This is a genomic window from Microbispora sp. CL1-1, from assembly GCF_012034195.1.
Lineage (GTDB): Bacteria > Actinomycetota > Actinomycetes > Streptosporangiales > Streptosporangiaceae > Microbispora.
In genome coordinates this window covers 72,514-94,107 of the sequence record NZ_JAATEK010000003.1, presented here as the reverse complement: position 1 = coordinate 94,107, position 21,594 = coordinate 72,514, and the positions used below count along the sequence as shown (strand labels likewise).

23 protein-coding genes are annotated in these 21,594 nt (G+C 72.3%); 12 read left to right on the top strand and 11 right to left on the bottom strand.

What is annotated here, in order from left to right; genetic code table 11:
• The first annotated feature begins 57 nt into the window (after positions 1–57).
• On the top strand, positions 58–744 hold the full coding sequence (locus HCK04_RS04720) for a TetR family transcriptional regulator (protein WP_142645644.1): 687 nt from the start codon (positions 58–60) through the stop codon (positions 742–744).
• Complete coding sequence (locus tag HCK04_RS04715) at positions 741–1,784, top strand: hypothetical protein (RefSeq protein ID WP_142645643.1); 1,044 nt, start codon at positions 741–743, stop codon at positions 1,782–1,784. Before HCK04_RS04720 ends, HCK04_RS04715 begins: the two co-directional genes overlap by 4 nt.
• Before the next feature lie 181 nt (positions 1,785–1,965).
• Here the strand turns inward: HCK04_RS04715 and HCK04_RS04710 are convergent, their stop codons facing one another.
• Both HCK04_RS04710 and HCK04_RS04705 read right to left on the bottom strand, forming a co-directional pair.
• Positions 1,966–3,204, bottom strand: a complete 1,239-nt coding sequence (locus tag HCK04_RS04710) for an RNA polymerase sigma factor (protein ID WP_142645642.1) — start codon at positions 3,202–3,204, stop codon at positions 1,966–1,968.
• Complete coding sequence (locus tag HCK04_RS04705; protein ID WP_142645641.1) at positions 3,201–3,524, bottom strand: YciI family protein; 324 nt, start codon at positions 3,522–3,524, stop codon at positions 3,201–3,203. Before HCK04_RS04705 ends, HCK04_RS04710 begins: the two co-directional genes overlap by 4 nt.
• 190 nt (positions 3,525–3,714) lie before the next feature.
• Here HCK04_RS04705 and HCK04_RS04700 point away from each other — a divergent pair, with 190 nt between their 5' ends.
• A complete protein-coding gene (locus HCK04_RS04700; protein ID WP_260617114.1) occupies positions 3,715–4,485 on the top strand; it encodes a sporulation protein in 771 nt (256 codons plus the stop codon).
• A gap of 49 nt (positions 4,486–4,534) precedes the next feature.
• On the opposite strand, the gene HCK04_RS04695 is transcribed toward HCK04_RS04700, so the two are convergent.
• A complete protein-coding gene (locus tag HCK04_RS04695) occupies positions 4,535–5,587 on the bottom strand; it encodes a cation diffusion facilitator family transporter (protein ID WP_240971028.1) in 1,053 nt (350 codons plus the stop codon).
• Between the two features lie 21 nt (positions 5,588–5,608).
• Here HCK04_RS04695 and HCK04_RS41985 point away from each other — a divergent pair, with 21 nt between their 5' ends.
• From HCK04_RS41985 to HCK04_RS04685, 3 genes are all read left to right on the top strand, one after another.
• Positions 5,609–5,935, top strand: a complete 327-nt coding sequence (locus HCK04_RS41985; RefSeq protein WP_240971003.1) for a hypothetical protein — start codon at positions 5,609–5,611, stop codon at positions 5,933–5,935.
• Positions 5,936–6,288: 353 nt separating this feature from the next.
• Positions 6,289–7,665: an FAD-binding oxidoreductase gene (locus HCK04_RS04690; protein WP_142645638.1), complete on the top strand. Its 1,377-nt coding sequence runs from the start codon at positions 6,289–6,291 to the stop codon at positions 7,663–7,665.
• A gap of 10 nt (positions 7,666–7,675) precedes the next feature.
• Positions 7,676–8,422 (top strand): DUF429 domain-containing protein, encoded by a 747-nt coding sequence (locus HCK04_RS04685; RefSeq protein ID WP_142645637.1) that lies wholly within the window; start codon positions 7,676–7,678, stop codon positions 8,420–8,422.
• Between the two features lie 58 nt (positions 8,423–8,480).
• Here the strand turns inward: HCK04_RS04685 and HCK04_RS04680 are convergent, their stop codons facing one another.
• Together HCK04_RS04680 and HCK04_RS04675 are read right to left on the bottom strand one after the other, a co-directional pair.
• Positions 8,481–9,236 carry an SRPBCC domain-containing protein gene (locus HCK04_RS04680; protein ID WP_142645636.1) on the bottom strand — a complete coding sequence of 252 codons (756 nt, stop codon included), beginning with the start codon at positions 9,234–9,236 and terminating at the stop codon, positions 8,481–8,483.
• Complete coding sequence (locus HCK04_RS04675; protein ID WP_185948917.1) at positions 9,236–9,838, bottom strand: helix-turn-helix domain-containing protein; 603 nt, start codon at positions 9,836–9,838, stop codon at positions 9,236–9,238. Before HCK04_RS04675 ends, HCK04_RS04680 begins: the two co-directional genes overlap by 1 nt.
• Positions 9,839–9,968: 130 nt before the next feature.
• Between HCK04_RS04675 and HCK04_RS04670 the strand changes: the two genes are divergently transcribed.
• Positions 9,969–10,484: a hypothetical protein gene (locus tag HCK04_RS04670; RefSeq protein WP_142645635.1), complete on the top strand. Its 516-nt coding sequence runs from the start codon at positions 9,969–9,971 to the stop codon at positions 10,482–10,484.
• Here the strand turns inward: HCK04_RS04670 and HCK04_RS04665 are convergent.
• From HCK04_RS04665 to HCK04_RS04650, 4 genes are all read right to left on the bottom strand, one after another.
• Positions 10,475–11,245 (bottom strand): hypothetical protein, encoded by a 771-nt coding sequence (locus HCK04_RS04665; RefSeq protein WP_142645634.1) that lies wholly within the window; start codon positions 11,243–11,245, stop codon positions 10,475–10,477. The genes HCK04_RS04670 and HCK04_RS04665 overlap by 10 nt on opposite strands.
• A gap of 5 nt (positions 11,246–11,250) precedes the next feature.
• Positions 11,251–13,386 (bottom strand): hypothetical protein, encoded by a 2,136-nt coding sequence (locus tag HCK04_RS04660; protein WP_142645633.1) that lies wholly within the window; start codon positions 13,384–13,386, stop codon positions 11,251–11,253.
• Positions 13,386–14,198, bottom strand: a complete 813-nt coding sequence (locus HCK04_RS04655; protein WP_142645632.1) for a hypothetical protein — start codon at positions 14,196–14,198, stop codon at positions 13,386–13,388. Before HCK04_RS04655 ends, HCK04_RS04660 begins: the two co-directional genes overlap by 1 nt.
• A 76-nt stretch (positions 14,199–14,274) precedes the next feature.
• Positions 14,275–14,985, bottom strand: coding sequence for a Crp/Fnr family transcriptional regulator (locus HCK04_RS04650; protein WP_142645631.1), 711 nt, complete (start codon positions 14,983–14,985; stop codon positions 14,275–14,277).
• A gap of 170 nt (positions 14,986–15,155) precedes the next feature.
• Here HCK04_RS04650 and HCK04_RS04645 point away from each other — a divergent pair, with 170 nt between their 5' ends.
• From HCK04_RS04645 to HCK04_RS43380, 3 genes are all read left to right on the top strand, one after another.
• A complete protein-coding gene (locus HCK04_RS04645) occupies positions 15,156–15,773 on the top strand; it encodes a hypothetical protein (protein ID WP_142645630.1) in 618 nt (205 codons plus the stop codon).
• 22 nt (positions 15,774–15,795) lie between these two features.
• Entirely contained in the window at positions 15,796–16,080 is a 285-nt protein-coding gene (locus tag HCK04_RS04640; protein WP_142645629.1) for a hypothetical protein, read from the top strand.
• 157 nt (positions 16,081–16,237) lie between these two features.
• The gene (locus HCK04_RS43380) at positions 16,238–18,418 is read left to right on the top strand and encodes a S8 family serine peptidase (protein ID WP_142645628.1); all 2,181 of its coding nucleotides are present in this window, start codon (positions 16,238–16,240) and stop codon (positions 18,416–18,418) included.
• Positions 18,419–18,725: 307 nt separating this feature from the next.
• Here HCK04_RS43380 and HCK04_RS04630 read toward each other — a convergent pair whose 3' ends face one another.
• Positions 18,726–18,995: a DUF1876 domain-containing protein gene (locus tag HCK04_RS04630; protein WP_142645627.1), complete on the bottom strand. Its 270-nt coding sequence runs from the start codon at positions 18,993–18,995 to the stop codon at positions 18,726–18,728.
• Positions 18,996–19,152: 157 nt separating this feature from the next.
• Here HCK04_RS04630 and HCK04_RS04625 point away from each other — a divergent pair, with 157 nt between their 5' ends.
• Positions 19,153–20,013 (top strand): universal stress protein, encoded by an 861-nt coding sequence (locus tag HCK04_RS04625; RefSeq protein WP_142645626.1) that lies wholly within the window; start codon positions 19,153–19,155, stop codon positions 20,011–20,013.
• 333 nt (positions 20,014–20,346) lie between these two features.
• Here the strand turns inward: HCK04_RS04625 and HCK04_RS04620 are convergent, their stop codons facing one another.
• The gene (locus tag HCK04_RS04620; protein ID WP_142645625.1) at positions 20,347–20,778 is read right to left on the bottom strand and encodes an Hsp20/alpha crystallin family protein; all 432 of its coding nucleotides are present in this window, start codon (positions 20,776–20,778) and stop codon (positions 20,347–20,349) included.
• Positions 20,779–20,879: 101 nt separating this feature from the next.
• On the opposite strand from HCK04_RS04620, the gene HCK04_RS04615 reads away from it, so the two are divergent.
• Entirely contained in the window at positions 20,880–21,563 is a 684-nt protein-coding gene (locus HCK04_RS04615) for a methyltransferase domain-containing protein (RefSeq protein WP_142645624.1), read from the top strand.
• Positions 21,564–21,594: the final 31 nt, after the last annotated feature.

Genomic DNA, 21,594 nt, shown 5'->3' with positions numbered 1-21,594 from the left:
ATTGATTGCGTGGCACGCATCTTGTGCGTGTCACGCAATCCCTCGTAAGGTCGCCGCGTGAACGACGACGGCATGGACCTTCGGGCCCGCAACAAGCAGGCCACCCGGGAGGCGATCGGCCGGGCCGCGCTGCGCCTGGCCATCGAGCGGGGTCCCCACGGGCTCGCTCTCGTGCGGGTTCACGACATCGCCACGGCGGCGGGCGTGTCGCCCCGCACCTACAACAACTACTTCTCCAGCAGGGAGGAGGCGATCTGCGCCTTCCAGGCCGACCAGTCAAGGCGTGCCGGGCAGGCGCTGCGCGCGCGGCCCGCCGAGGAGCCGCTGGACCAGGCGGTCACCGCGGCCGTGATCGATCTCTACACCGACCCCGAGCCCGACAAGGCGGGCCTTCGGATGATCATGATGACGCCCGAGCTGGAAGGTGAGGCGCTCAAGGCGTTCAGCATGGCGGAGGGGCCGCTCGCCGAGGCGATCGCGGCGCGCACCGGCACCGATCTCGCGCGCGACGTGTATCCCGCCGTCATGGCCGCCGCGGTCACCGGCGCCGTACGCGTGGCCGGACGGCACTGGCTCGAACCGGGGAACACCGAGCCCTTCGCCGCCGTCCTGCGCCGCACCCTGTCCTGCGTCTTCTCCGCCACGCCGCCCGCGCCGCCCGAACCCTCCGCGCCGTCCCAACCCTCCGCGCCGCCCAGGGCCCGCGCGGTCTCTGAACGTCCGGAAAGGAACAACGGAAGATGAACGGCAAGGGCATCAACTTCGACACCGGCTTCGCGGACGCGGCCGCCCGCGCCGCCGGGCGCAGCACCCGGGAGCCGTTCGACCTCGACGTGGTCGAACGGGAGATGCGCGTCATCCGTGAGGATCTGCACTGCACCGCCGTACGGATCACGGGCGGCGACCCCGGACGGCTCAAGGCGGCGGCCACCCGCGCCGCCGCCGCCGGCCTGGACGTCTGGCTGTGCCCGTTCGCCTGCGACATCACCACCGCCGAGCTGCTCGCCGTGATCGCCGACTGCGCCGAGCACGCCGAGCGGCTGCGCCGCGAGGGCGCCGAGGTCGTGCTGGCCACCGGCTCGGAGGTGAGCCTGTTCACCGACGGGTTCCTGCCCGGCGCCACGTTCGCGGACCGGATGCCCCTGCTGGCCCGGCCGGAGACCCTGCACGAGGCGCTCCCCCTGCTGCCCGGCCGCGTCAACGCCTTCCTCCGTGAGGCGGTCGCGGTCGCCCGCGAGCGGTTCGGCGGCCGGATCGGCTACTGCTCGATTCCTCTCGAACAGGTGGACTGGACGCCCTTCGACGTCATCGCCACCGACGCCGGCTATCGGTCGGCCGCCACCGCGGCCCACTATCGGGACAACATCCGCGCCCTGGTCGCACAGGGAAAGGCGCAGGGCAAGCCGGTGGCGATCACCGAGTTCGGCTGTGTCACCCACCGTGGCGCGGCCGACCTGGGCGAGCGCGGCGACTCGATCGTCGAGTGGGGCAAGGACGGGGCGCCGGCCGGTCTGACCGGCGACCATGTCCGCGACGAGCACGAGCAGGCGGCCTATCTCCGCGAGGTGCTGGGAATCCTCGACGACGAGGGAGTGTACGCCGCCTTCTGGTACACCTTCGCCCGGTATGACCTGCCCCACCGGGACGATCCCCGTACGGACTTCGACATGGCCAGTTGCGGCGTGGTGAAGGTGCTGGAGGACCGCCAGGGCACGGCCTACCCCGGCATGCCCTGGGAACCGAAGGCCGCGTTCGCGGCCCTGGCGGACTGCTACCGAGCCTGACACCTGAGCCTGAGACCTGAGCCTGACACCCGGGTCCGGCACCCGGGCCTGGCGCACGGGCCTGGCACCCGGACCTGACATCCGGGCCTGGCACCTGGGCCTGGCGCACGGGCCTGGCGCACGGGCCTGACGCCCGGGCCGTCCAGCCGACGCCGTCAGCCGGCGGCTTCAACCGGCGCGCTCAGCCGAGGGCGGCGAGGCGGCGGGCGAGGTAGCGGCGCTCGGCCTCGGTGGTGGCCAGACCGGCCGCCTCCCGGTAGGCGTCGGCGGCCTCGGCCGTACGGCCCAGGCGGCGCAGCAGGTCGGCGCGGGCGGCGGGCAGCAGGTGATAGCCGGCCAGGGCGCCCGTTTCCCGCAGGGCGTCGACCAGCGCCAGGCCCGCGGCCGGGCCGTACGCCATGCCGACCGCGACGGCGCGGTTCAGCTCCACAACGGGCGAGGGGACCAACCGGGCGAGCCGCTCGTACAGGACGGCGATCTGCGCCCAGTCGGTGTCCTCCGGGCGGGCCGCCGTGGCGTGGCAGGCGGCGATGGCGGCCTGCACCTGGTAGGGGCCGGGCCGCCCCCGTCGCAGCGTGCCGTCCAGCAGGGACACGCCCTCGGCGATCTGGGCGGTGTCCCACCGGCCGCGGTCCTGGTCCTCCAGCACCACCAGGTCGCCGGCCTCGTCGAGGCGGGCGGCGCGGCGCGCGTGGTGCAGCAGCATCAGCGCGAGCAGGCCCGCCGCCTCCGGCTCGTCCGGCATCAGCCGCACCAGCACCCGGGCCAGCCGGATCGCCTCGTCCGCGAGGTCGTGCCGTACGAGGTCGGCGCCGGCCGTCGCCGAGTAGCCCTCGTTGAACAGCAGATAGAGCACGGCGAGCACCGCCGGGAGGCGCTCGGGCAGCAGGTGGGCGGGCGGCACCCGGTAGGGGATGCCCGCATGCCTGATCTTCTGCTTGGCCCGGGCCAGCCGCTTGGCCATCGCCTGCTCCCCCACCAGGAACGCACGCGCGATCTCGGCCGTGCCGAGCCCGGCCAGGGTGCGCAGGGTCAGCGCCACCCTGGCCTCCAGCGCGAGCGCCGGATGGCAGCAGGTGAAGATCAGCCGCAACCGGTCGTCCGGCACGTCCGGCTCGTCGTCGCCGAAGGCGTCGTCACCCGTCCTGAGCACGCCCGCGACCTCCCGTAGCTTGGCCGCGCCGGTGGCCTCGCGGCGTAGCAGGTCAACCGCCCGGTTGCGCGCGGCGGTGGTCAGCCACGCCCCGGGCCTGCGCGGCACGCCGTCGCGCCGCCAGGTGCGCAGGGCCAGCGCGAAGGCGTCCTGCGCGCACTCCTCGGCCAGGTCCCAGTCGCCGGTCCAGCGGATGAGGGTGGCCACGACCTGCCCCCACTCCTCCCGGAAGGCCCGGTCGACGGCGGCCTCGATCGGCGGCGTCACAGGTCGAGGAGCGGCCGGATCTCGATCGTGCCGTACGCCGCGGCGGGATGGGCGGCGGCGATCTCGATGGCCTCGTCCAGGTCGGCGCACTCGATCAGGCAGAATCCGCCGAGCTGCTCCTTGGTCTCGGCGAACGGCCCGTCCGACAGCAGCACCTCGCCCTCGCGCACCCGCAGCGTGGTGGCGTCGCTCGGCGGGCGCAGCCCGGCGCCTCCCCGGAGCACGCCGCGCTCGGCCATCTTCTCCGACCACCCGCCGCACCCGTCGTCGGCGTGCTCCGCCGCCGACTCGTCGCCGCAGATCAGCAGCACGTATTTCATGCGTCCTCCTCGGGGCCGGTATCCCATCATGTCCCCACGACGAACCGACGAACGGCGACGGCCGGAACGGACACCCGAGGGCGGACGTCTTCCTCGGCCTGCTCGCCTCACGACGGCGTACGTACGGGAACCGGGCGGCCGGGACAGGTCGTTGGCAGCGGTGAACGACCCGCGACCAAGGGAGTGATCGGTGTTCCGCAAGCTGATGGCCGCGCTCGGGGCCGGCGTGGAGGTCGACACGGTGCTGCGCGACCCGCACGTGCGTCCGGGAGAGACCCTGTACGGCGAGGTCCGTTTCAGGGGCGGGTCGTCCGACCACAAGGTGGACGGGATCACCGTCGACTTCACCGCCGTCGTGGAGGTCGAGCGCGGCGACCAGGAACACCACGCGACCTACAGCTTCCTGCGGGCGCCGGTGTCCGGGCCGTTCGAGCTGCGGGCGGGGGAGGCCCGCGCGCTGCCGTTCGCGATCCCGGTGCCGTGGGAGACACCGGTCAGCGCGGTCGGCGGGCGTCCGTTGCCGGGCATGCGGCTCGGCGTGGCCACCGAGCTGGCGCTCGCGGGCGCGCTCGACAAGGGCGACCTCGACCCGCTGTACGTCAACCCGCTGCCCGCGCAGGACCACCTGCTGGGGGCGCTCGTCCGCATGGGGTTCCACTTCAAGCGGGCCGACCTGGAGCGCGGCACCCTCCGGGGCTCGACCATGCCGTTCTACCAGGAGATCGAGTATCACGCCGGTGCGGAGTGGCGCCGCCACTTCAGCGAGCTGGAGCTGACCTTCATCGCCGGACCGCACTCGATGGACGTGGTCCTGGAAGCCGACAAGAGGGGCGGCTTCCTCACCTCAAGCCACGACGTCTACAACCGCTTCCGCGTCGGGTACGGCGACCACCCCGGCAGGGTGGAGCAGGCGCTGCGCGACGGCCTCACCGCGATGGCCCGGCGCCGCGGCTGGTTCTGACCTCCGTACGGAAAAGCGCCCACCGAACGCCGGGCGTGTCGTGCGCGGGTCAGCCGGCGGGGTGCCGGACGACACCGGCCGGGGAATGGTCGTGCCGGTGACCGTCGAGGCCGGCCGAGGGCTGGTCGTGCCGGTGGCCCCCGAGGCCGGCCGGAGGACGGTCGCGCCGGTGGCCGTCGCCGCCAACGTGGGGTCGATCGTGGCGATGGCCGTCGAGGACGGCGTGGTGGTCCACGCCGTCGTGAGGCAGCGGATCGGCGTGCACGATCGCGGCCGTCAGCCGGGGGACGGCGTGGATCAGGTTGTGCTCGGCCTCGGCCGCGACCCGGTGCGCCTCCACCACCGTGGCGGCCGGATCGACGACGACCTCGCACTCGGCCCTGAGCCGGTGACCGATCCAGCGCAGCCGCACCTGGCCCAGGCCGAGCACGCCGGGCGTGCCCCGCAGGGTCGCCTCGGCGAGGTCCACGAGAGCGGGGTCGACGGCGTCCATCAGCCGCCGGTACACCTCACGCGCCGCCTGCCGCAGCACCATCAGGATCGCGACCGTGATGAGCAGGCCGACGGCGGGGTCGGCCCAGGTCCAGCCGAGGGCCGCTCCTCCGGCTCCGGCGAGGACGGCCAGTGAGGTGAAGCCGTCGGTGCGGGCGTGCAGCCCGTCGGCGACGAGGGCGGCCGAGCCGATCTCACGCCCGACCCGGATGCGGTGGCGGGCGACCAGCTCGTTCCCGGCGAAGCCCACGAGCGCCGCCGCCGCGACGGCCCCCAGGTGGGAGACCTCTCGCGGCTCCAGGAGCCGTCCGATCGCGGCGTACGCGGCGGCGATCGAGGAGGCGGCGATCGTCACGACGATGACGACGCCCGCCAGGTCCTCGGCCCGCCCGTAGCCGTAGGTGTAGCGGCGGGTGGGCGGACGGCGGCCGAGCAGGAACGCGATCCCGAGCGGCACGGCGGTCAGGGCGTCGGCCGCGTTGTGCAGGGTGTCGCCCAGCAGCGCCACCGACCCCGACAGCGCCACCACGGCCGCCTGGACCACCGTGGTCGCGCCGAGACCGGCCAGCGACACCCACAGCGCCCGCATCCCCCGGGCGGACGACTCCATCACCGAATCGATCTTGTCCGCGTGCTCGTGCGAGTGGGGGCGCAACAGGTGCGCCACCCGCGCACGAAGCGCCGCCGCACCGCGTCCATGCCCATGCCCATGGCCGTGCCCGTGCTCGTGTCCATGCCCATGGCCGTGTCCGTGCTCGTGCTCGTGTCCGTGCTCGTGCTCGTGTCCGTGGCCATGCCCGGGGGTGACCTGTCGCCGGCTCATGGCACCCACGATGGCGCGAAAAACCCGTCGCAGCATCTCGACAAGAGCTGGGGCGGCGCAGTTGCGAACACCCCGCACCTGCCGAGCCTCCGGAACTCCTTCACGGTGCTCCGCGTCACGCTGCCGGGCCGGTGATGCCGGCTCCCGCCGGCCGGTGTGCGGCCGCACCTCGCGCAGCAGCAGTGTTCCCCGCGACGTTCCCCGCGACGTTCCCCGCGACGTTCCCCGCGACGTTCCCCGCGACGTTCCCCGCGACGTTCCCCGCGACGTTCCCGGCTACGTTCCCGGCGACGCGGCGCACCCCTCCGGCGCTTGTCCGACGGCGGCGGCATCGCCCCAGCATGGGGGTGTCGTCACGAGAATCTCCTTCTGTCTCTAGGCTCTCACCGGCACGTCGCCGAACCCCCGGCCCGGCAGGTGCAAGAGAACACCAAGACGCGGCTGCGACAACTGTCACTGTCACAGCAAGCGACATCAGAAGGACGGACATGCACAGCACCATCGAAGACGCGCTGCGGGGACAGGTCGCCGGCCGGGTCCTGGTCGCGGGACAGGACGGGTTCGAGGAGGAGGCCGCCGGGTTCAACCTCGCCGTGCGCCACCGGCCCGCCGTGATCGTCGCGGCGCGGGACGCCGGCGACGTGGCAGCGGCCGTACGGCTCGCCGCCGCGCACGGGCTGCCCGTGGCCGTGCAGGCGACCGGCCACGGCGCCGTGCAGGCGGCCGACGGCGCGGTCCTGATCAGCACCCGCGCGATGCGCGAGGTCGTGGTGGACCCCTCCGCCCGCACCGCCACGATCGCGGCCGGCTGCACGTGGGGCGAGGTCATCGCCGCCGCCGCGCCGTACGGCCTGGCCCCGGTGTGCGGCTCGGCGACCGGCGTCGGCGTGGTCGGCTTCACGCTCGGCGGCGGCATCGGGCCGATCGCCCGCACTTTCGGGTTCGCGGCCGACCACGTGCGGGAGCTCACCGTCGTCACCGGTGACGGTGTGGTGCGCACCGCCGACGCGGTCCGCGAGCCCGACCTGTTCTGGGCGCTGCGCGGCGGCAAGGCAGGGTTCGGCGTCGTCACCTCGATCACCGTGGACCTGCTGCCGCTCACCGGCCTGTACGGCGGCGGCCTGTTCTACGCGGCCGAGGACGCCGGGCGGGTCCTGCACGCCTACCGCGGCTGGGCCGGCACGCTGCCGGAGACCACCGGCACGTCGGTCGCGCTGCTGCGCCTGCCCCCGCTGCCCGAGCTGCCGCCGCAGCTCAGCGGCAGGTTCGTCGTCCACCTGCGGGTCGCCCACGTGGGGGAGGGACAGGAGGCCGAGGCGCTGCTGGCCCCCATGCGGGCCGTGGCCGAGCCGGTGCTCGACGCCGTCGGGCCCCTGCCGTACACGGCGATCGACTCCATCCACCAGGACCCGACGCAGCCCATGCCGGTCGTGGAGCGGGGCGCGCTGCTGCGCGAGCTGACGGCCGAGACCGTGGACGCGCTGCTCTCGGCCGCCGGCCCGGCCGCGCAGGTTCCGCTCGCCGTGGTCGAGCTGCGCCAGCTCGGCGGCGCGCTCGCCCGTCAGCCCGCGGAGCCCAACGCCGTGGGCGGGCGCGACGCCGCCTTCACGCTGCTGGCCGTCGGCGCGCCGGTGCCGGAGCTGATGGACACGGCCGTCCCCGCGGCCGTACGGGCCGTGATCGAGGCCCTCGCGCCCTGGTCGACCGGCGGCGCGCAGATCAACTTCCAGGGTGGCGCGCTGGCTCCCGAGCAGATCTCGCGGGCCTGGCCGGAGGAGACGCTGCGGCGGCTGGCGAAGCTGCGCGAGGTCTACGACCCGGCGAACCTGTTCCGCTTCGGCCACGTCGTCCCCCGGCAGGGCTGAGCATGGTCGTGTGAAGAATGCTCGTGTGCTCGGCGTCGACGCGTGCAGGGCGGGCTGGATCGGGGTGATCCCGCCCGCCGGGGGCGGCGGTGCGGCGCGTGCCTGCTTCGCGCCGCGCATCGCGGACCTGGTCGCCCAGGCCGACGTGGACGGCGAGGTCGCCGTCGTGGCGGTGGACATGCCGATCGGCCTGCCCGACGGTCTCCCCGGCGGACCCGGCGGCCCTGGCCCTGGGAGCCGGGGCCGGGGCCGCCGCCGGGCGGACGTGCTGGCGCGGGCGGAGCTCGGCCCCCGGTGGCGGTCGGTGTTCATGACCCCGGCGCGTGCCGCGATCGAGGCGGACGACTACGCCACGGCCGTGGCCGTCAACCGTCGGCTGACCGGCGAGGGCGTCTCCCGCCAGGCGTACGGGCTCAGGGAGAAGCTGCTGGAGGTCGAGCGCTGGGTGCGGGAGACGGGCAGGCGCGTCGTGGAGATCCACCCCGAGCTGAGCTTCGCCCGGCTCGCCGGGGCGCCCCTGCCGCACCCGAAGACGACGTGGGCGGGCGCCGAACGGCGATGCGAACTGCTGGCATCGGCGGGCGTCGTGCTCGCGGGCGACCTCGGCCCGGCCGGGGCGGCGGCCGGAGTGGACGATGTGCTCGACGCGGGCGCCGCCGCCTGGACGGCCCTGCGGGTGGCGTCCGGGGAGGCGCGGCCGCTGCCCGATCCTCCCGAGGTCTTCTCCGACGGCATCCCCTGTGCCATCTGGGCCTGAGCACGGAGCCGTACGCCGCGCGCCCCAGAGGCGCGGCGTACGGCCGGGCTCACGAGGGTCAGGGGAAGAGCCGGGAAAGCCAGGACCGCCAGGCGGCCTCGACCTGCTCCTGGTCGGCGTCCTCGGCGAAGACATGGTGTCCGAGGACCACCACGTTCCCCCGCTTCGGGCCGGAGTGGATGAACCGGTAGAGCCCGTCGGCGGTCCGCACGCCGAGGAAGCCCGGGAAGCCGGTGTAGTCGACCACCCCGTCCTCCGGCGGCAGCCCGTCCACCGCGAGCCGTACGGGGTCGCCCAGCCGGACCGTGGCAGGCAGGCCCAGCGCGTCCTTGATCGCCGCCCAGGCCGGCTCGCTCTCGGCCGCCTGGGGGCGTGCGGCGGACACGACCGTGACCGGGCGCCCGCGGAAGTAGGTGAGGTATTGGACCAGCTTGTGCAGGTACATGTCCCAGCCGACGCCCATCGCCTCGAACTCGGTCTCCCAGTCGTCGCCGAGGAAGCCGTGCTGCACCAGGCGCAGGACCGTGCTGCCGTGCTCGCGCCCCTCGATGAGATATTCCATCGCCGTGAACGTGCCGTCGGGGTTCTCGTCACTGCGGAACGCGAACCGCTTGCCGGGCTCGTACGAGGTCACGGTGGTGCTCTCGCTGTTGCCGAACATGGTGAACCGGCCGCGGCCGCCCTCGACGGGCTCGATCTCGGTGCGTCCCATGAACCAGGAGTCCACCCCCGGACCGGTGGCGATCGCCTCCCAGACCTGGTCGGGGGTCGCGTCCAGCTCGATTTCCTTGTGCAGCTCGAACTCGTGCGGCACTAGCGCTCCTCGGTGTCGGCCGTCCGGGGGACGGCGGGATGGACGGCGACGACCAGACGGTGCTCGCGCCCGCCTTCGGCCGAGTCGTCGTGATACTTGGTCACGAGCGCGGCCACGGCGGCCGACAGCTCCTCGGCGAACGCGGCGCGGTCGGCGGCGGAGGCGAAGCGCACCCTGCCGTCGATGGCGAACGTCGCGAGCTTCTTGCGTGCCTGGGACGCTCCCACGATCAGCGTGCCCACGTCGCGTACGAGCTGGGCGGCGAGCGCCAGCAGCCACCGCGCCGACAGCCGGTCGGGTGAGCGCGACGGGTCGGGCGCGACCGACGCGAGCGCGGCGGGGGAGATCACGAACGACGCCGCCGTCGCCCGCATGACCCGTTCGTTGACGTTGCCCTTGCGGCGCTCCTCGACCAGCTCGACGAGGCCGTGCCGCTCCAGGGTCTTGAGGTGGTAGTTCACCTTCTGCCTCGGCAGCCCCACCTTGGCCGCCAGCATCGTCGCCGAGTTGGGTTCCGTAAGCTCGGCGAGCAACCGCGCCCGCATCGGATCGAGCGACGCCTCCGCCGCGGCCGGGTCCTCGATCACCGCCACGTCTTTCATGCCCAAAGCATCGCTCCCGACAAACTAATTTGTCAAGGCAAACAGAGATGTCGGTGTTGAACCCGCACTCATGCGGTCCTACGTAGCCGGATCGGCGATTCACTCGAAGACGACGATCAGGAGGGTTCGTATGGGCAGGCGCAAGGACGAATTGACCCCCGTCGAGGCGTTGACGGTGGCGCTCACCACGGTCGGCACCTTTCAGGGATACGTGCAGCATGCCGACGCCAAGGTCGCCACCGTCACCACCGTGCATCTCGGGGCGGCGGCGGTGGCGGCGACGCAGATGGGGGCGCTGGCCGGCCTGCGCGCGCCGGGAGCGCCCATCGCCCTGGGAGTGGTCGCCGTTGTGCTGGTCACGCTCTACGTCGCAGGCTTCCTCGTCGCCGGCTATCACCTCGTGCAGGGCTTACGTCCTCGCCTGGACGGGCCTGCCGGGCCCAACAGGTTCGGCCTGGCCGGTCCGGGAAGCGGACCGTCGCGGGTGAGCGCCCCACAGCAGGAACGGGAGGCGTGGCTCCTCGCAGGCACGCTGGCCGAACTGAGCCGTGAGAAGCACCGCAGGGTGGGACGAGCGCTGCCGTGGACGGCCCTCATGCTCGTCGCCACCCTGCTGTGGCTCGCCCTGGGAGCCCTCTATGGCTGACCGAAGCCGCTCGGCAGCAGCGGATCGGGGTCGAGGGGTGGAACCGCCAATCCCAGCGCGGTCATCGCACCCCGCAGCGCAGTCTCGCTGCCGAGCAGCAAGTCCAGGAGGTTGCCCCTCTCATGGAGGGTCATCAGCTTGTCGAGCTTCTGGATGAAGTGAGCGGCCGTGTCCTCGCTCTTGTCCAGCATCTCCGCGATGATCTCGGCCTTGGCCTGCGGTTGTTCGGCCAGGCGCATGGCATATCTGGTCAGCTCGCTCGTGCGGGCCCCGGTGAGGAACCGTTCCCAGGCGGCCCGGACCTCTTCGGCCGTCTCCGCCCGACGTTTCGCCTCCGCGACATCGCAGTCGATCTCGTAGAGACGGCGTGCCCGTGCCTGTTGCAGGGCACGCAACTCCTCGCAGGGCCGCACCTCCGCCTGCGCCGTCCATCGCAGGAGCACCCGCCTGTTATGTACCGGAAGCCCTCGGAGAAGAACGTTCAGCGCGTCGTTCACCTCGTGCTCGGCGCTCTCCGGGTGGTACGGCGAGTGCCGCCGTGTGATCGCCCGCGTCTCGGCCCGTACGCGTCCCTGGACATGGTCGCGCTCGGCGGCGTCAGGACCTTCCGGCCGGCGCCTGCCGCTCGCGGACCAGGACAGCGTGACCGTAACGTCGAAGTCGAAGACGTCCCCTCGCGTCGGGGCGGTGAACGAGAACTCGCTCACGTTCTCCGCCGTGTCGAGGCCCCTGGCGGGCATGTGGTATCGGATGAGCCACATGACGTTCAACTCCCTTCGATGAGCGCCGCGACCCGGGCGGCGACTTCGGCGTCGACTTTTCCAATCCGGCTCCAGAGCCGGAGATGGAAGGACAGGGACATCCGCAGCTCCCCGGGCGGCCGGGTAAGCACCTCGGAGAGGACGCGCCGGACTCCGGCGTCCGCCTCCCACCTGCCGAGCCAGTCGCTCAGCAGGTCCCACGCCTCCGGTGTGAGCGCTGCGTCTTCTCCGCGGGTGACGCCGTGGAGAAGGATGTGGCGCCACAGCGCCACGAGATCGTCTGCCGCGCCGGGATCCGCAGCCAGGTCGATGACCCGGATCGCGTCGGGGGACGCGAGCAGTCGCACGAACGCGAGGGCGGCGGCTCGGCCCGGCCACTTCGACTCGGGATCGGCCGACCATTCCACGAGGGCGGAGATGATCCTCCGGGTGTTCTCCGGGACCTCGGCGTTCTCGGTGTCCTGATGGATCTGGGAGACGGCGCGGGCGACGCTCTCGGCGAGAACGTAGCCCGACGTCTTCGCGATGTCGCGGAGAACGCGCAGGGCCTCCTCGACATGGCGTGCTCCCAGCCACGAACCGCAGGCGCGGATCACCACGGATTGGGCTCTTCGGCCGTTGCGGGCCCAGCGGCCCAGGCACTCGAGAACCCTCGGCTCCACCTGCGGGTCGCGGGCCGCCGAGACGAGCGCCCAGGCGGCCAGTTCGCGTCGCTCGAACTCTTTGCTGTCCCGCCACTCCTCGAGGAAGCGGTCACAGATGGCGTGGAAGTCGTAGGTGGCCAGAAGCCCGATGGCCTCGGCCGCCTTCATCCGCGTGCCGAACTCTTCGTTCTCCGTCAGCTGGTGCAGCCACGCCAGCAGTGGCTCGTGGATCGTGGGCTGCTCCTCCCAGACGACCCGCAGGATCGAACCGGCCATCGGGGGCTCGTCGAACTCGACGACCTGCCCGTCGCCGCCCTGCCCCGTCTCCTTGACCCTGATACCCGTGTCCTCGGTCCAGTCGCTGAGCCACTCCCACATGTGGTGCCGTCGCGGCTGCTCGACGGTCGTCTGCCGAGCCAGTTCCTCCTCGATGAGAGTCGCCAGCCTCAGGGTCTGCGTGGCGACGACGGCCGCCGCTGATCCGCTGAGAACAGAGCCGGCGATCAGGAAGCTGCGCGCCCTCCGGGGCGTCTCCCTGGCGAGCAGAGTCCTCGCTCTGAGGCGTCTCTGTTCGGGCAGCGCCTCCAGGATCTCGCCGACGGACCGGCCGCGCAGGAGGCCGGTCGCCACCTGCAGGGCCAGAGCGCGCGCCTCGCGAGGACGCCGGTAGCGCGCCAGCTTCTCCCGGACGAGTTCGTCGGCCGCCGTCTTGTCGGCCCGCTCCTGGGGGTGGGCCTCGCCGCCCTCGCACAGCTCGTGGACCAGCCAGTTGGCGAACACGTTGTCCAGCGGAGGCGGCTCGTGTCGCACGGTCCAGTCGTGCTCGGGGAACCCGGGGCCGGCCAGAACGACGATGCGGGCCCCGGCCCGCTCGGCGACTCTGCACAGGTGTCCGAGCACCTGGTCGGCATGGCCGCTCCAGGTGGCGTCGTCACCCCCTGTCACGATGTACCCCGTCGCGTCGCGTAGGTCGGCGGCGACGAGGCGTAAAGGGTCCCGCCCGAGATGAAGCCAGGCGAGACGCCCGTCGTCACCGGTCCACCGGGCCAGGGCGGCCAGAGCGGCAGTGGGCTGCCCGCTGTGCGGTTCTCCGCGCAGGAGCAGCACATGCTCGTCGTGAAGACGCCGAGACAGCATGCCGGAGGACTCGGTCGGCGCATGGCAGCGACGGACGATGCCGACAGTACGGGCGGGAACCCCGACCGTACGCACCGCCTTGTCGTCCTGGGACCAGCCGATGAAGTACTGGTCCCGCCCTGCGGCGTTGACCGTGCCGCCGTCGGAAGCTCGGTGGGAGGCTCCCGCGATGTCGTCGCCGCCGATAACGGTGTCGGCGTAGAGGGCGTCCAGATTCTGCGCGGAGATCCTGCTTTGCTTCCTCTGATCGCTGAGCTCCTCGCGCAGGTCACGCTGGGTGCTCTGCTCCGCGACTCTGCCGGGCTTGTGCTCCTTTCCGCCGGGCTCCGGTTCGCGAGTGGGGGCTTCGGGCTCAGCCATCATCGCCCCTCGTGCCAGGGGTGGGTGTGCTGATCTCCGCCGACGACGTTGACGGTGCCGCCGCCGCTCGCACGGTGCGAGGAACCGCCGATCTGGTCGCCGTAGACGATCGCGGAGGCACGCGGCAGATCTCTGCCGTGGTCCTCGGCAGCCTCAGCATGGCCCGTATCGGGCGTCTCCGGGCCCTCGGGATCGAGAAGGTCCAGGGCGCCGAGCCCGCCGACATCGTGACCGGGCACGTGCAGGTACGCGGTGCAGGAGTGCTCCTTCACCTTCACCTGGACGGGCCGGTAGGCACCCGGCTCGCCCAGCCCCTGGCTGATGTAGTCGTCGTATACGCGGTCGGAGACGATGAGCGCCAGGTCGGCGGCCGGGCAGGCGTCGAGGGCCCGCCGCACCGGGGCGGAGTCGAGGAGCCGGGCTTGTTGTACGGCGTGGCCGCCGGCGACCCCGTTGGCGGCGCCCAGATGAACGGGACCGAAGTGGACGGCCATGCGCAGGCGCATGCGGGTCCAGAACTGCCCGGCGTGGCGCCGGTTGTACAGGCCGAGCTGCCCGTCCAGCTCGCGGACGAACCCGCCGACCAGAACACCGAGGTGCGCGTGGGGCGGGAGCCAGGAGAACTCGCCGTCCCCTTGAGGCTGACGCTCGGCCCACGCCGACCTGTCGAGACCGGCCTCGGCCGCGGCGGCGTCGAGCACCCGGACGAGGGCTTCCTGGAGGTGGAGTTGCTGCTGGTCGTTGCGCCCGCTGTACTTCTCGATGTCCACCGCGATCATCGCGTGCGAGGTGGGCATGGGAGGGTGACTCATCGTGCCTCCTGACTGGGGTGTCGGCCGGACCACGATGACTCCGGCGGGCTTCACCGAGCCCGCATTGATGCGGCTTTCAACCGGGAGATTGGAGCCGCAGGTCGGCGAAGTCGGTCAGGGCGTCGAGGTCCCTGATGACCACGCCCCGGTGCCGTTGCCGCACGAGGCCGCGGGCGGTCAGGTCGTGTATCGCCTTCTGCACCGTGCGTTCCTTGATACCGATGAGCTCGCCCAGTTCGGCCTGGGTGACCGGCACTCCGATGTCGATGCCTTCACGGTGGGGCCGCCCGTGCCGTACGGCGAGATCGACCAGGATCCGGGCCAGGCAGACGTCGGCCTCGTATCCCGCGAAGTCGAGACGCCGGCGGTTCGCGAACCGCAAACGGTCGATCGCGACCTTGCTGAGGACGGCGGCGACTTCGGGGGAGCGGGAGAGATGAGCGGTGAAGATGGAACCCTTCAGCACACAGACGAGGGATCGCTTACAGGTGGTCACCGTGGCCGCTCGCGGGTGGTCCGTCAGTGCGGCCATCTCGCCCACGACGTCGCCGTCCGCCCGGATCGACAGGAGCGTCCTGGAGCCGTTCTCCGCGAGCGCCGTGACCTTCACCAGCGCGTCGACCAGCAGGTAGACCGAATGTCCTGGGTCGCCCTCCCGGATCAGGACGTGCCGGTTCGGATACGTCAGCAGGGAGCCGAGACGGAGGAGTTCCTCACGTGCTCGGGCCGGAAGCAGGCCGAGGAACGATCCACGTAACCAGGTGCGCCGCTCAGCGCTCTGTGTCATACCGCCACCTCCAAGCCGGAGTATGACCGGCGCGGTTCGTCACGTCACCGAGCCCGAGTGCCAAATCGGCCTTATCTACTCATTACGCCTATAACGTTGTGCGACGGATCTGTCACGCGATGTAATCACATCGGCGATGGGTCGGACCTACTGGCTCCGAAGGAGTGAATATGACGTTCACAGCTATGAACCCCACGACCATGGCGACCACGCTGGGGTACGGCGCTCAGCACCAGATCTCGCCCCTGCAGCAGCTCGGCCAGCAGATCCCGGGCATGCAGCACCAGCTGTCGCCGCTCGCGATGCTTCAGCAGCAGGAGGAGCAGATCCTCCCGCAGGAGCACCTCGTGAGCCCGGTGACCTTCTGGACCAAGGTCGCGCGGTGCAGCGTGCGTTACGGCGCTCCCGCGGCCCGCCAGATGCTGGAGGGTGTGCTCTACCAGCACCAGATCCGCGAGCAGATCCAGCAGCAGGTTCAGCAGCAGGTGCTCCCGCCGCAGGTTCTGCAGGCCCTCCAGGCCATCCAGGCCCAGGCCCAGCAGCTCCCGCAGGTTTACGGCCAGCCGTACGCCGCCCAGGCGTACGCGCAGCACCCCGGCCAGCAGGCCCTGCAGCTCGGCATTCAGCCCGTCATGCCCCAGCACCTCCAGGCGGCGTACGGGCAGCAGGTGCCGCTGACCATGCAGCCGCTGTCGCAGGTCTACGGCCAGGGCTACGGCCAGGGTTACGGCCAGCTGCACCAGCAGGCCGCTCAGCAGGTCCCGGTGCCGGCCGGTGCCGCACTCTGATCGGAGGAACACCGTGGAGTCGATGGGTCCCGGGATGGGTCCGGTGACGCCCCCGGCCGTGGGAGTCGCGATGGGGCATCCGGCGCCGGTCGCGCCGCTTCAGGCGCACTGCGCCATGACGCTCCAGCAGCTGTACGGCTGGCTGCAGGCGTCACTCCCGCAGGCGCCCCAGGTCGCGGGGATCGTCCCGCTGCTGGTGCAGGCGGTACAGCTGTACCGGGCCGGGAGGTACGACGCGTGCCTGGCGCAGATCCAGTTCGCGCTCGGCGCCGTCGCCCCCGGACGGCCCATGGTTCCACTGCTGTGACGTGATCACCTCGGTGGCCCGGACCGGTCGGCGGCCGGTCCGGGCCCCCGCCGTCCCGAGACCGGCGAAATGTGATGACAGAGCCTGAACTGCCGTTCGTGCCCCCACGGGGCGCGGCCGGCCACACCAGCCTGAGCTGGGGAGAGTCGAGACGTTTGTGACCAGTAACGACAAGCCCAAGGACGGAAGCGAGGAGCCGCGCCCGGCGTCCCCGCGGGGGCGGCAGGCGTCCCGTCAGGCGCCGCAGCCGGTGGAGCCCCGGCCACGGCGCTACATGGTGGCCGCGCTGCCCCAGCCGCATCCGGCGGCGCCGGGAGCGGCCGTGCCGGCTCTCGACGGCGACACGGTGCGCAGGCTTCTGGAGGACGACCCCGAGGTGCGCGTGTTGCGCCGCCTGCGGGGAACGGCGGGGAACCCGGGGGCTCAGGCTCCCGGGTTCCCCGCTGTGGTCGTGGCGGAGATGACCGCGGAGCACGTCGAGGCACTGCGGCGGCAGTATCCGCAGCTCTACTTCGAACGCGACCGGCTCCTCACCTACAGCGACGTGCCCCAGCCGCCGCGCAGGCGGCGGTCCGCCCCGGCGGTGGTGCCGCCGGGCGTGGAGAGCACGTTCACCTTCCTGGTCAGGGACGCGGACGGCACGCCGCTGCCCGGCGCGAGCATCCTGGTGACCGGGCACGGCTGGCCCGCCCAGACGTCCACGGGGGCCGACGGCCGCGCGGTGATCACGGTGGTCGGGGAGACTCCGGAGTCGATCAACGGGGTGACGGTCCGGCCGCGCTCCGGCTACTGGAGCGTCCACATCGACCGCCCGGCGCTGTCCACGACCCGGGACAACCTGATCGAGCCGGTACGCCTGTCGGAGACCTTCGCCGGGTTCCCCGGCAGGCAGGTCTTCGGCTGGGGCCAGCAGGCGATGAACCTCGACCGCCTGCCGCCCACGCTGCGCGGCGCGGGGGTCAGGATCGCGATCATCGACTCCGGGGCCGACGTACGGCACCCCGACCTGCGCGACCGCGTCCACGCCGGTGTCGACCTCGTCGGCGGCGAGCCGGACGGCTGGTCCGTCGACGCCGCCTACCACGGCTCCCACTGCGCGGCCGTCGTCTCGGGGGCCGACGACGGCCGCGGTGTCGTCGGCTTCGCCGTCGAGGCCGAGGTGCACGTCTGCAAGATCTTCCCGGGCGGGCGGTTCAGCGACCTGATCGAGGCGCTCGACTACTGCGTCGAGCAGCGGATCGACGTCGTCAACCTGAGCCTGGCGAGCAGGCATCACTCGCCGCTCGTCGCCGCGAAGATCGACCAGGCGCGCGAGGCGGGGGTGGCGTGCGTGGTGGCCGCCGGCAACGACGGCGGGCCGGTCGGCTTCCCGGGCATCCTGCCGGGCGTGCTGACCGTCGCGGCCGTCGGCAAGGCGGACGCGTTCCCACCCGGCACCGCCCACGAGGCCGAGATCCGCGGGCCGGTGACCGGCGACGGCTTCTTCTCGCCGCGCTTCACCTGTCATGGTCCCGAGATCGACGTGTGCGCCCCGGGTGTGGCCGTCCTGTCGGCCGTACCGCCGGACGGGTACGCCGCGCTGGACGGCACCTCCATGGCCGCGCCGCACGTCGCCGGCCTCGCGGCCCTGGTGCTCGCCCACCACGGCGACTTCCGCGGCCCCTTCAGCGGACGGGACGCACGGCGGGTCGACCACCTCTTCCACATCATCAAGTCGAGTTGCGTGCCGCTGAACCTCGGCGACCTCCACCGCACCGGCGCGGGGATGCCGAACGCGCTGCGCGCCCTCGCCCCGGCCCTCGCGCAGATCACGCCGGAGCCGATCGAGGCCGGCACGCTGCTCGGTCAGCTCACCGCCGAGATGACCGGCGCGGGACTGCTCGTGCCGGCGGCCGGGGGACCGGACGGCGAAGCCGGGCACACGGGCCAGGACGGCCAGGCGGGCCCGGGGGCGCAGCCCGGCATGGCCCCGCAGGCCGCGTACGGCGTGGGTGCCTCGCCCAACGGGCCGGTGCCCGGCGGTCTCGTCACCGGGGGCCGGCGCGGGCGCACCACGTCGACCGGCGGCACCTCGTCGTCAACGGGCCGGGGCGGCACGGGAAGCCGGGGCAAGCGCGGGGGGACGGCCGCCGACCGCCCGTACGCCATCGGACCCGGCGGGGGCCGGACGCCTGGCCGCGCGGCGGGCGACGTCCCGGGGCCTCCCCGTACGGCCAACGGCACGCCGGCCGGCGGGACCGGCCCGGCCGGAGGCGAGCAGGCCGCCATGGCCTGGCTGAGGGAGGAGATGCGGGCCGCTGGGCTCCTCGGCGACGACCCGGCCGACCCCGCGGAATGACACACCGAGATGTAAGACGCCGTGCACTGTGACGCCATGTGATGTGACGCCGTGCACTGTGACGCCATGTGATGTGACGCCGTGCACTGTGACGCCATGTGATGTGACGCCATGTGATGTGACGCCGTGCGGTTTGGCGCCGTGTGATGCGACGCCGTGCACTGCGACGGCGTGGAACGAGGGCATGGGGCGTGGACTCCCGGGGGACTCCGGCGGAGCCCCCGGGTGCCGGCTCTCCGCTACAGGTCCGCTCTCCGGCGGCGTCCTCCGGCAGGCACAGGCCGCCGCCGGAGAGCGGGCCACGGTCTCAGTACGACTCGTAGGCGGGACCGGCGAGCTGCGCCACGTCCTCCGCGCCGTCCCCGATGAGCTTCGCCCCCAGGTCGGCGAGGGCCCGTCCGGCCGCCAGCTCGTCACCGATCTCGGGCACGGGCCGGTCGGCCGGGTTGCGGCGAGCTCGGCCGACGCTCTCGTGGCGTCGTCCCGCGGGCGTGTAGAGCACGGCGGTCGCGGTGGTGACGTCGTCGTTGTCGTCCTCGTTGACGAAGATTTCGACGGTCCAGCGTTTCGATTCCATGTCGGACCACCTCCAGGACTCCAGCATCCCTCTCGGCCGAGTGGCTCCGGCAGCGGCCCCGGGCTGAGGACCTACGACCCTGGAGGGCCATGGCCGCCGGTGGTCACATGGAGAAGGGCTCCAGGCCGGAAGGCCGGTGAGGAAGGAAGGAGCGCCCATGTCCGGCCCGATCATCGTCGGCACCGACGGTTCGCCCGCCGCGACGGCCGCCGTGCGGTGGGCCGCGGACGACGCCGCCCGCCGCGGCTGCCCGCTGCGCTTCGTCTCGGTCGTGGACCACTGGGCCTACGGCATCCCGAAGTTCCCCACCTCGGGCGGCGACCCGCTCACCGCGCACGCCGAGCGGGCGCTGGCCGCCGCCGAGGCCGTGGCCCGCGAACGGCAGCCGGACGTCAAGGTCAGTACGGAGATCATCGAGGGCATCCCCTCCCGCGTCCTGCGGGACAAGGCCAAGGAGGCCGTCGAGATCGTGCTCGGCAGCCGGGGACTGGGCGGCTTCGCCGGCATCGTCCTCGGGTCGGTCAGCACCAACGTCGCCGGGCACGCCCCCTGCCCGGTCGTCGTCGTACGGCCAGGCTGGAGCGGCGAGCGAGGGGAGATCGCGGTGGGCGTGGACGACTCGCCCGAATGCGAGCCCGCCCTGGCGTACGCCTTCGAGCAGGCCAGGGCACAGGGCACCACGCTGCGGGCCGTGCACGCCTGGCACCTGCCCGCCCATCCGCTCGCGCCCGAGATCACCTATGACGTGGAAGAGGTGCGCGAGGCACATCAGCGCGTCACGCGCGAGAAGCCGGCGGACCAGCGGAAGCGGTATCCCGACGTGCCGGTGCGTGAGGAGCTCGCCTACGGGCATCCGGTCGACGCGCTCGTCCAGGCGTCACGCGCGGCGGGCCTGCTCGTGGTCGGCTCCCACGGCAGGGGCGCGGTGGGCTCGGCGATGCTCGGCTCGGTCAGCAGGGGAGTGCTGCACCACGCCGAGTGCCCCGTCGCCGTCGTACGGTCCCCGTCGGCGTCCTGAACCGTGCCCTGAACCTGCCCTGAACCTGCCCTGAACCGAACGAGCCGCCGGAGCCGGCCGGCCGTGAAACCGGACGAAGTGAGCCGGAGTGAGCCCCGAGCGGAGCGCGCCGCGCCTCAAAGCAGGCCCGTGCACGGCGAGCGGGCGAGCCCTGAGCCGTGGCAGTGCGTGCCGTGCCCGGGTGAGTGAGACGCCTGCGCCGCCCGCGACCGTGTGTGCCGCCTCTTGAAGCGAAGCACGAGAAAGCGAGCGGGCGCCGCCGGGCGAACGTCGAGCGGACGAACCCGGGCCCGCCCGCGCGACGCGGACGGGCCCGGTGTTAGCCGCCTCAGCTCAGCTCTTCTTCTTTCCCGGCATTTCGACGGGGATGCGCTTGCGCTCCTCCTTCTCTTGGGCGAGCCGCACGCTCACCTCGAGGATCCCCTTGTCATAGGTGGCCTTCACGTCGTTCTCGTCCACGTTCGGCGGCAGCATGACCGACCGGGTGAAGGATCCGTACCGGAACTCGGTGCGGTGCGCCTGCCGCTCCTCGTGGCGCCGCTCCGCGTGGATGGTCAGCATGCCGTTCGACACGCTGATCTCCACGTCCTTGTCCGGGTCGATCCCGGGCAGTTCGGCGCGCAGCACGTATCGGCCGTTCTCTACGTAGTCCTCAAGCCGCATCTGCTGTCCGGCCATCGGCCGGAGCGCGGCCAGCGGTGCCTCCAGCAGGTCGAACAGGTCGGGAACGAGACCCCTGGACTCGCGTCTCGTCGGAAGGCTCATGCCTGTCACCTCCGGTCCGGAGAACTCATCATTAACGACATACCCGGAAGAAATCGGACAAATCGCCACGATTGGACCGCCCGTGATGCAGGATGGTGATCATGCCGCCAGAACGCATCTATCAAGGCACCGGCCCCGGTCCGATCACTCCGGACGGGTGCGCCGTCGATTACTACGCGATGCTCACGCCCGACGGCGAACCCGAGATCGTCCACGCCGCGATACCGGAGGGCGCCGCGATCCTCGAACTCGGCGCGGGAGCGGGCCGGATCACCCGCGCCCTGCTCGCGCTCGGTCACGAGGTGGTCGCCGTGGACGAGTCGCCCGAGATGCTCGCGCACATCAACGGGGCGGAGACGGTCCTGTCCCGCATCCAGGACCTGTCCCTGGCCCGGATGTTCGACGTGGTCCTGCTGATGTCGTACGTGATCGACACCGCCGACGACGACCTGTGCCGGGCGTTCCTGCGGACCTGCCGCCGCCACGTCGCCCCGGACGGGTGCGTGATCCTCCAGCGCCAGCCGCCCGAGTGGTACGACACGGTGGAGCCGTCGGAGAGGCGCCGCGACGGACGGGTGATCCGCATGAGGGACGTGAGCCGGCCCGAGCCGGATCTGCTCGCCGCGACGATGGAGTATGTCGTGGGGGACCGGCGGTGGACGCACACGTACGTCAGCAGGCGCCGTACGGACGCCCGGTTCGAGGAATTACTGTGCGAGGCCGGGCTCACGATGGAGGGCTTCCTCCACGGCGACCGGCGATGGGTGCGGGCGGTGGCGGCATGACGCGACCGGCCCGTGGTGAAAGCGGTGAAAG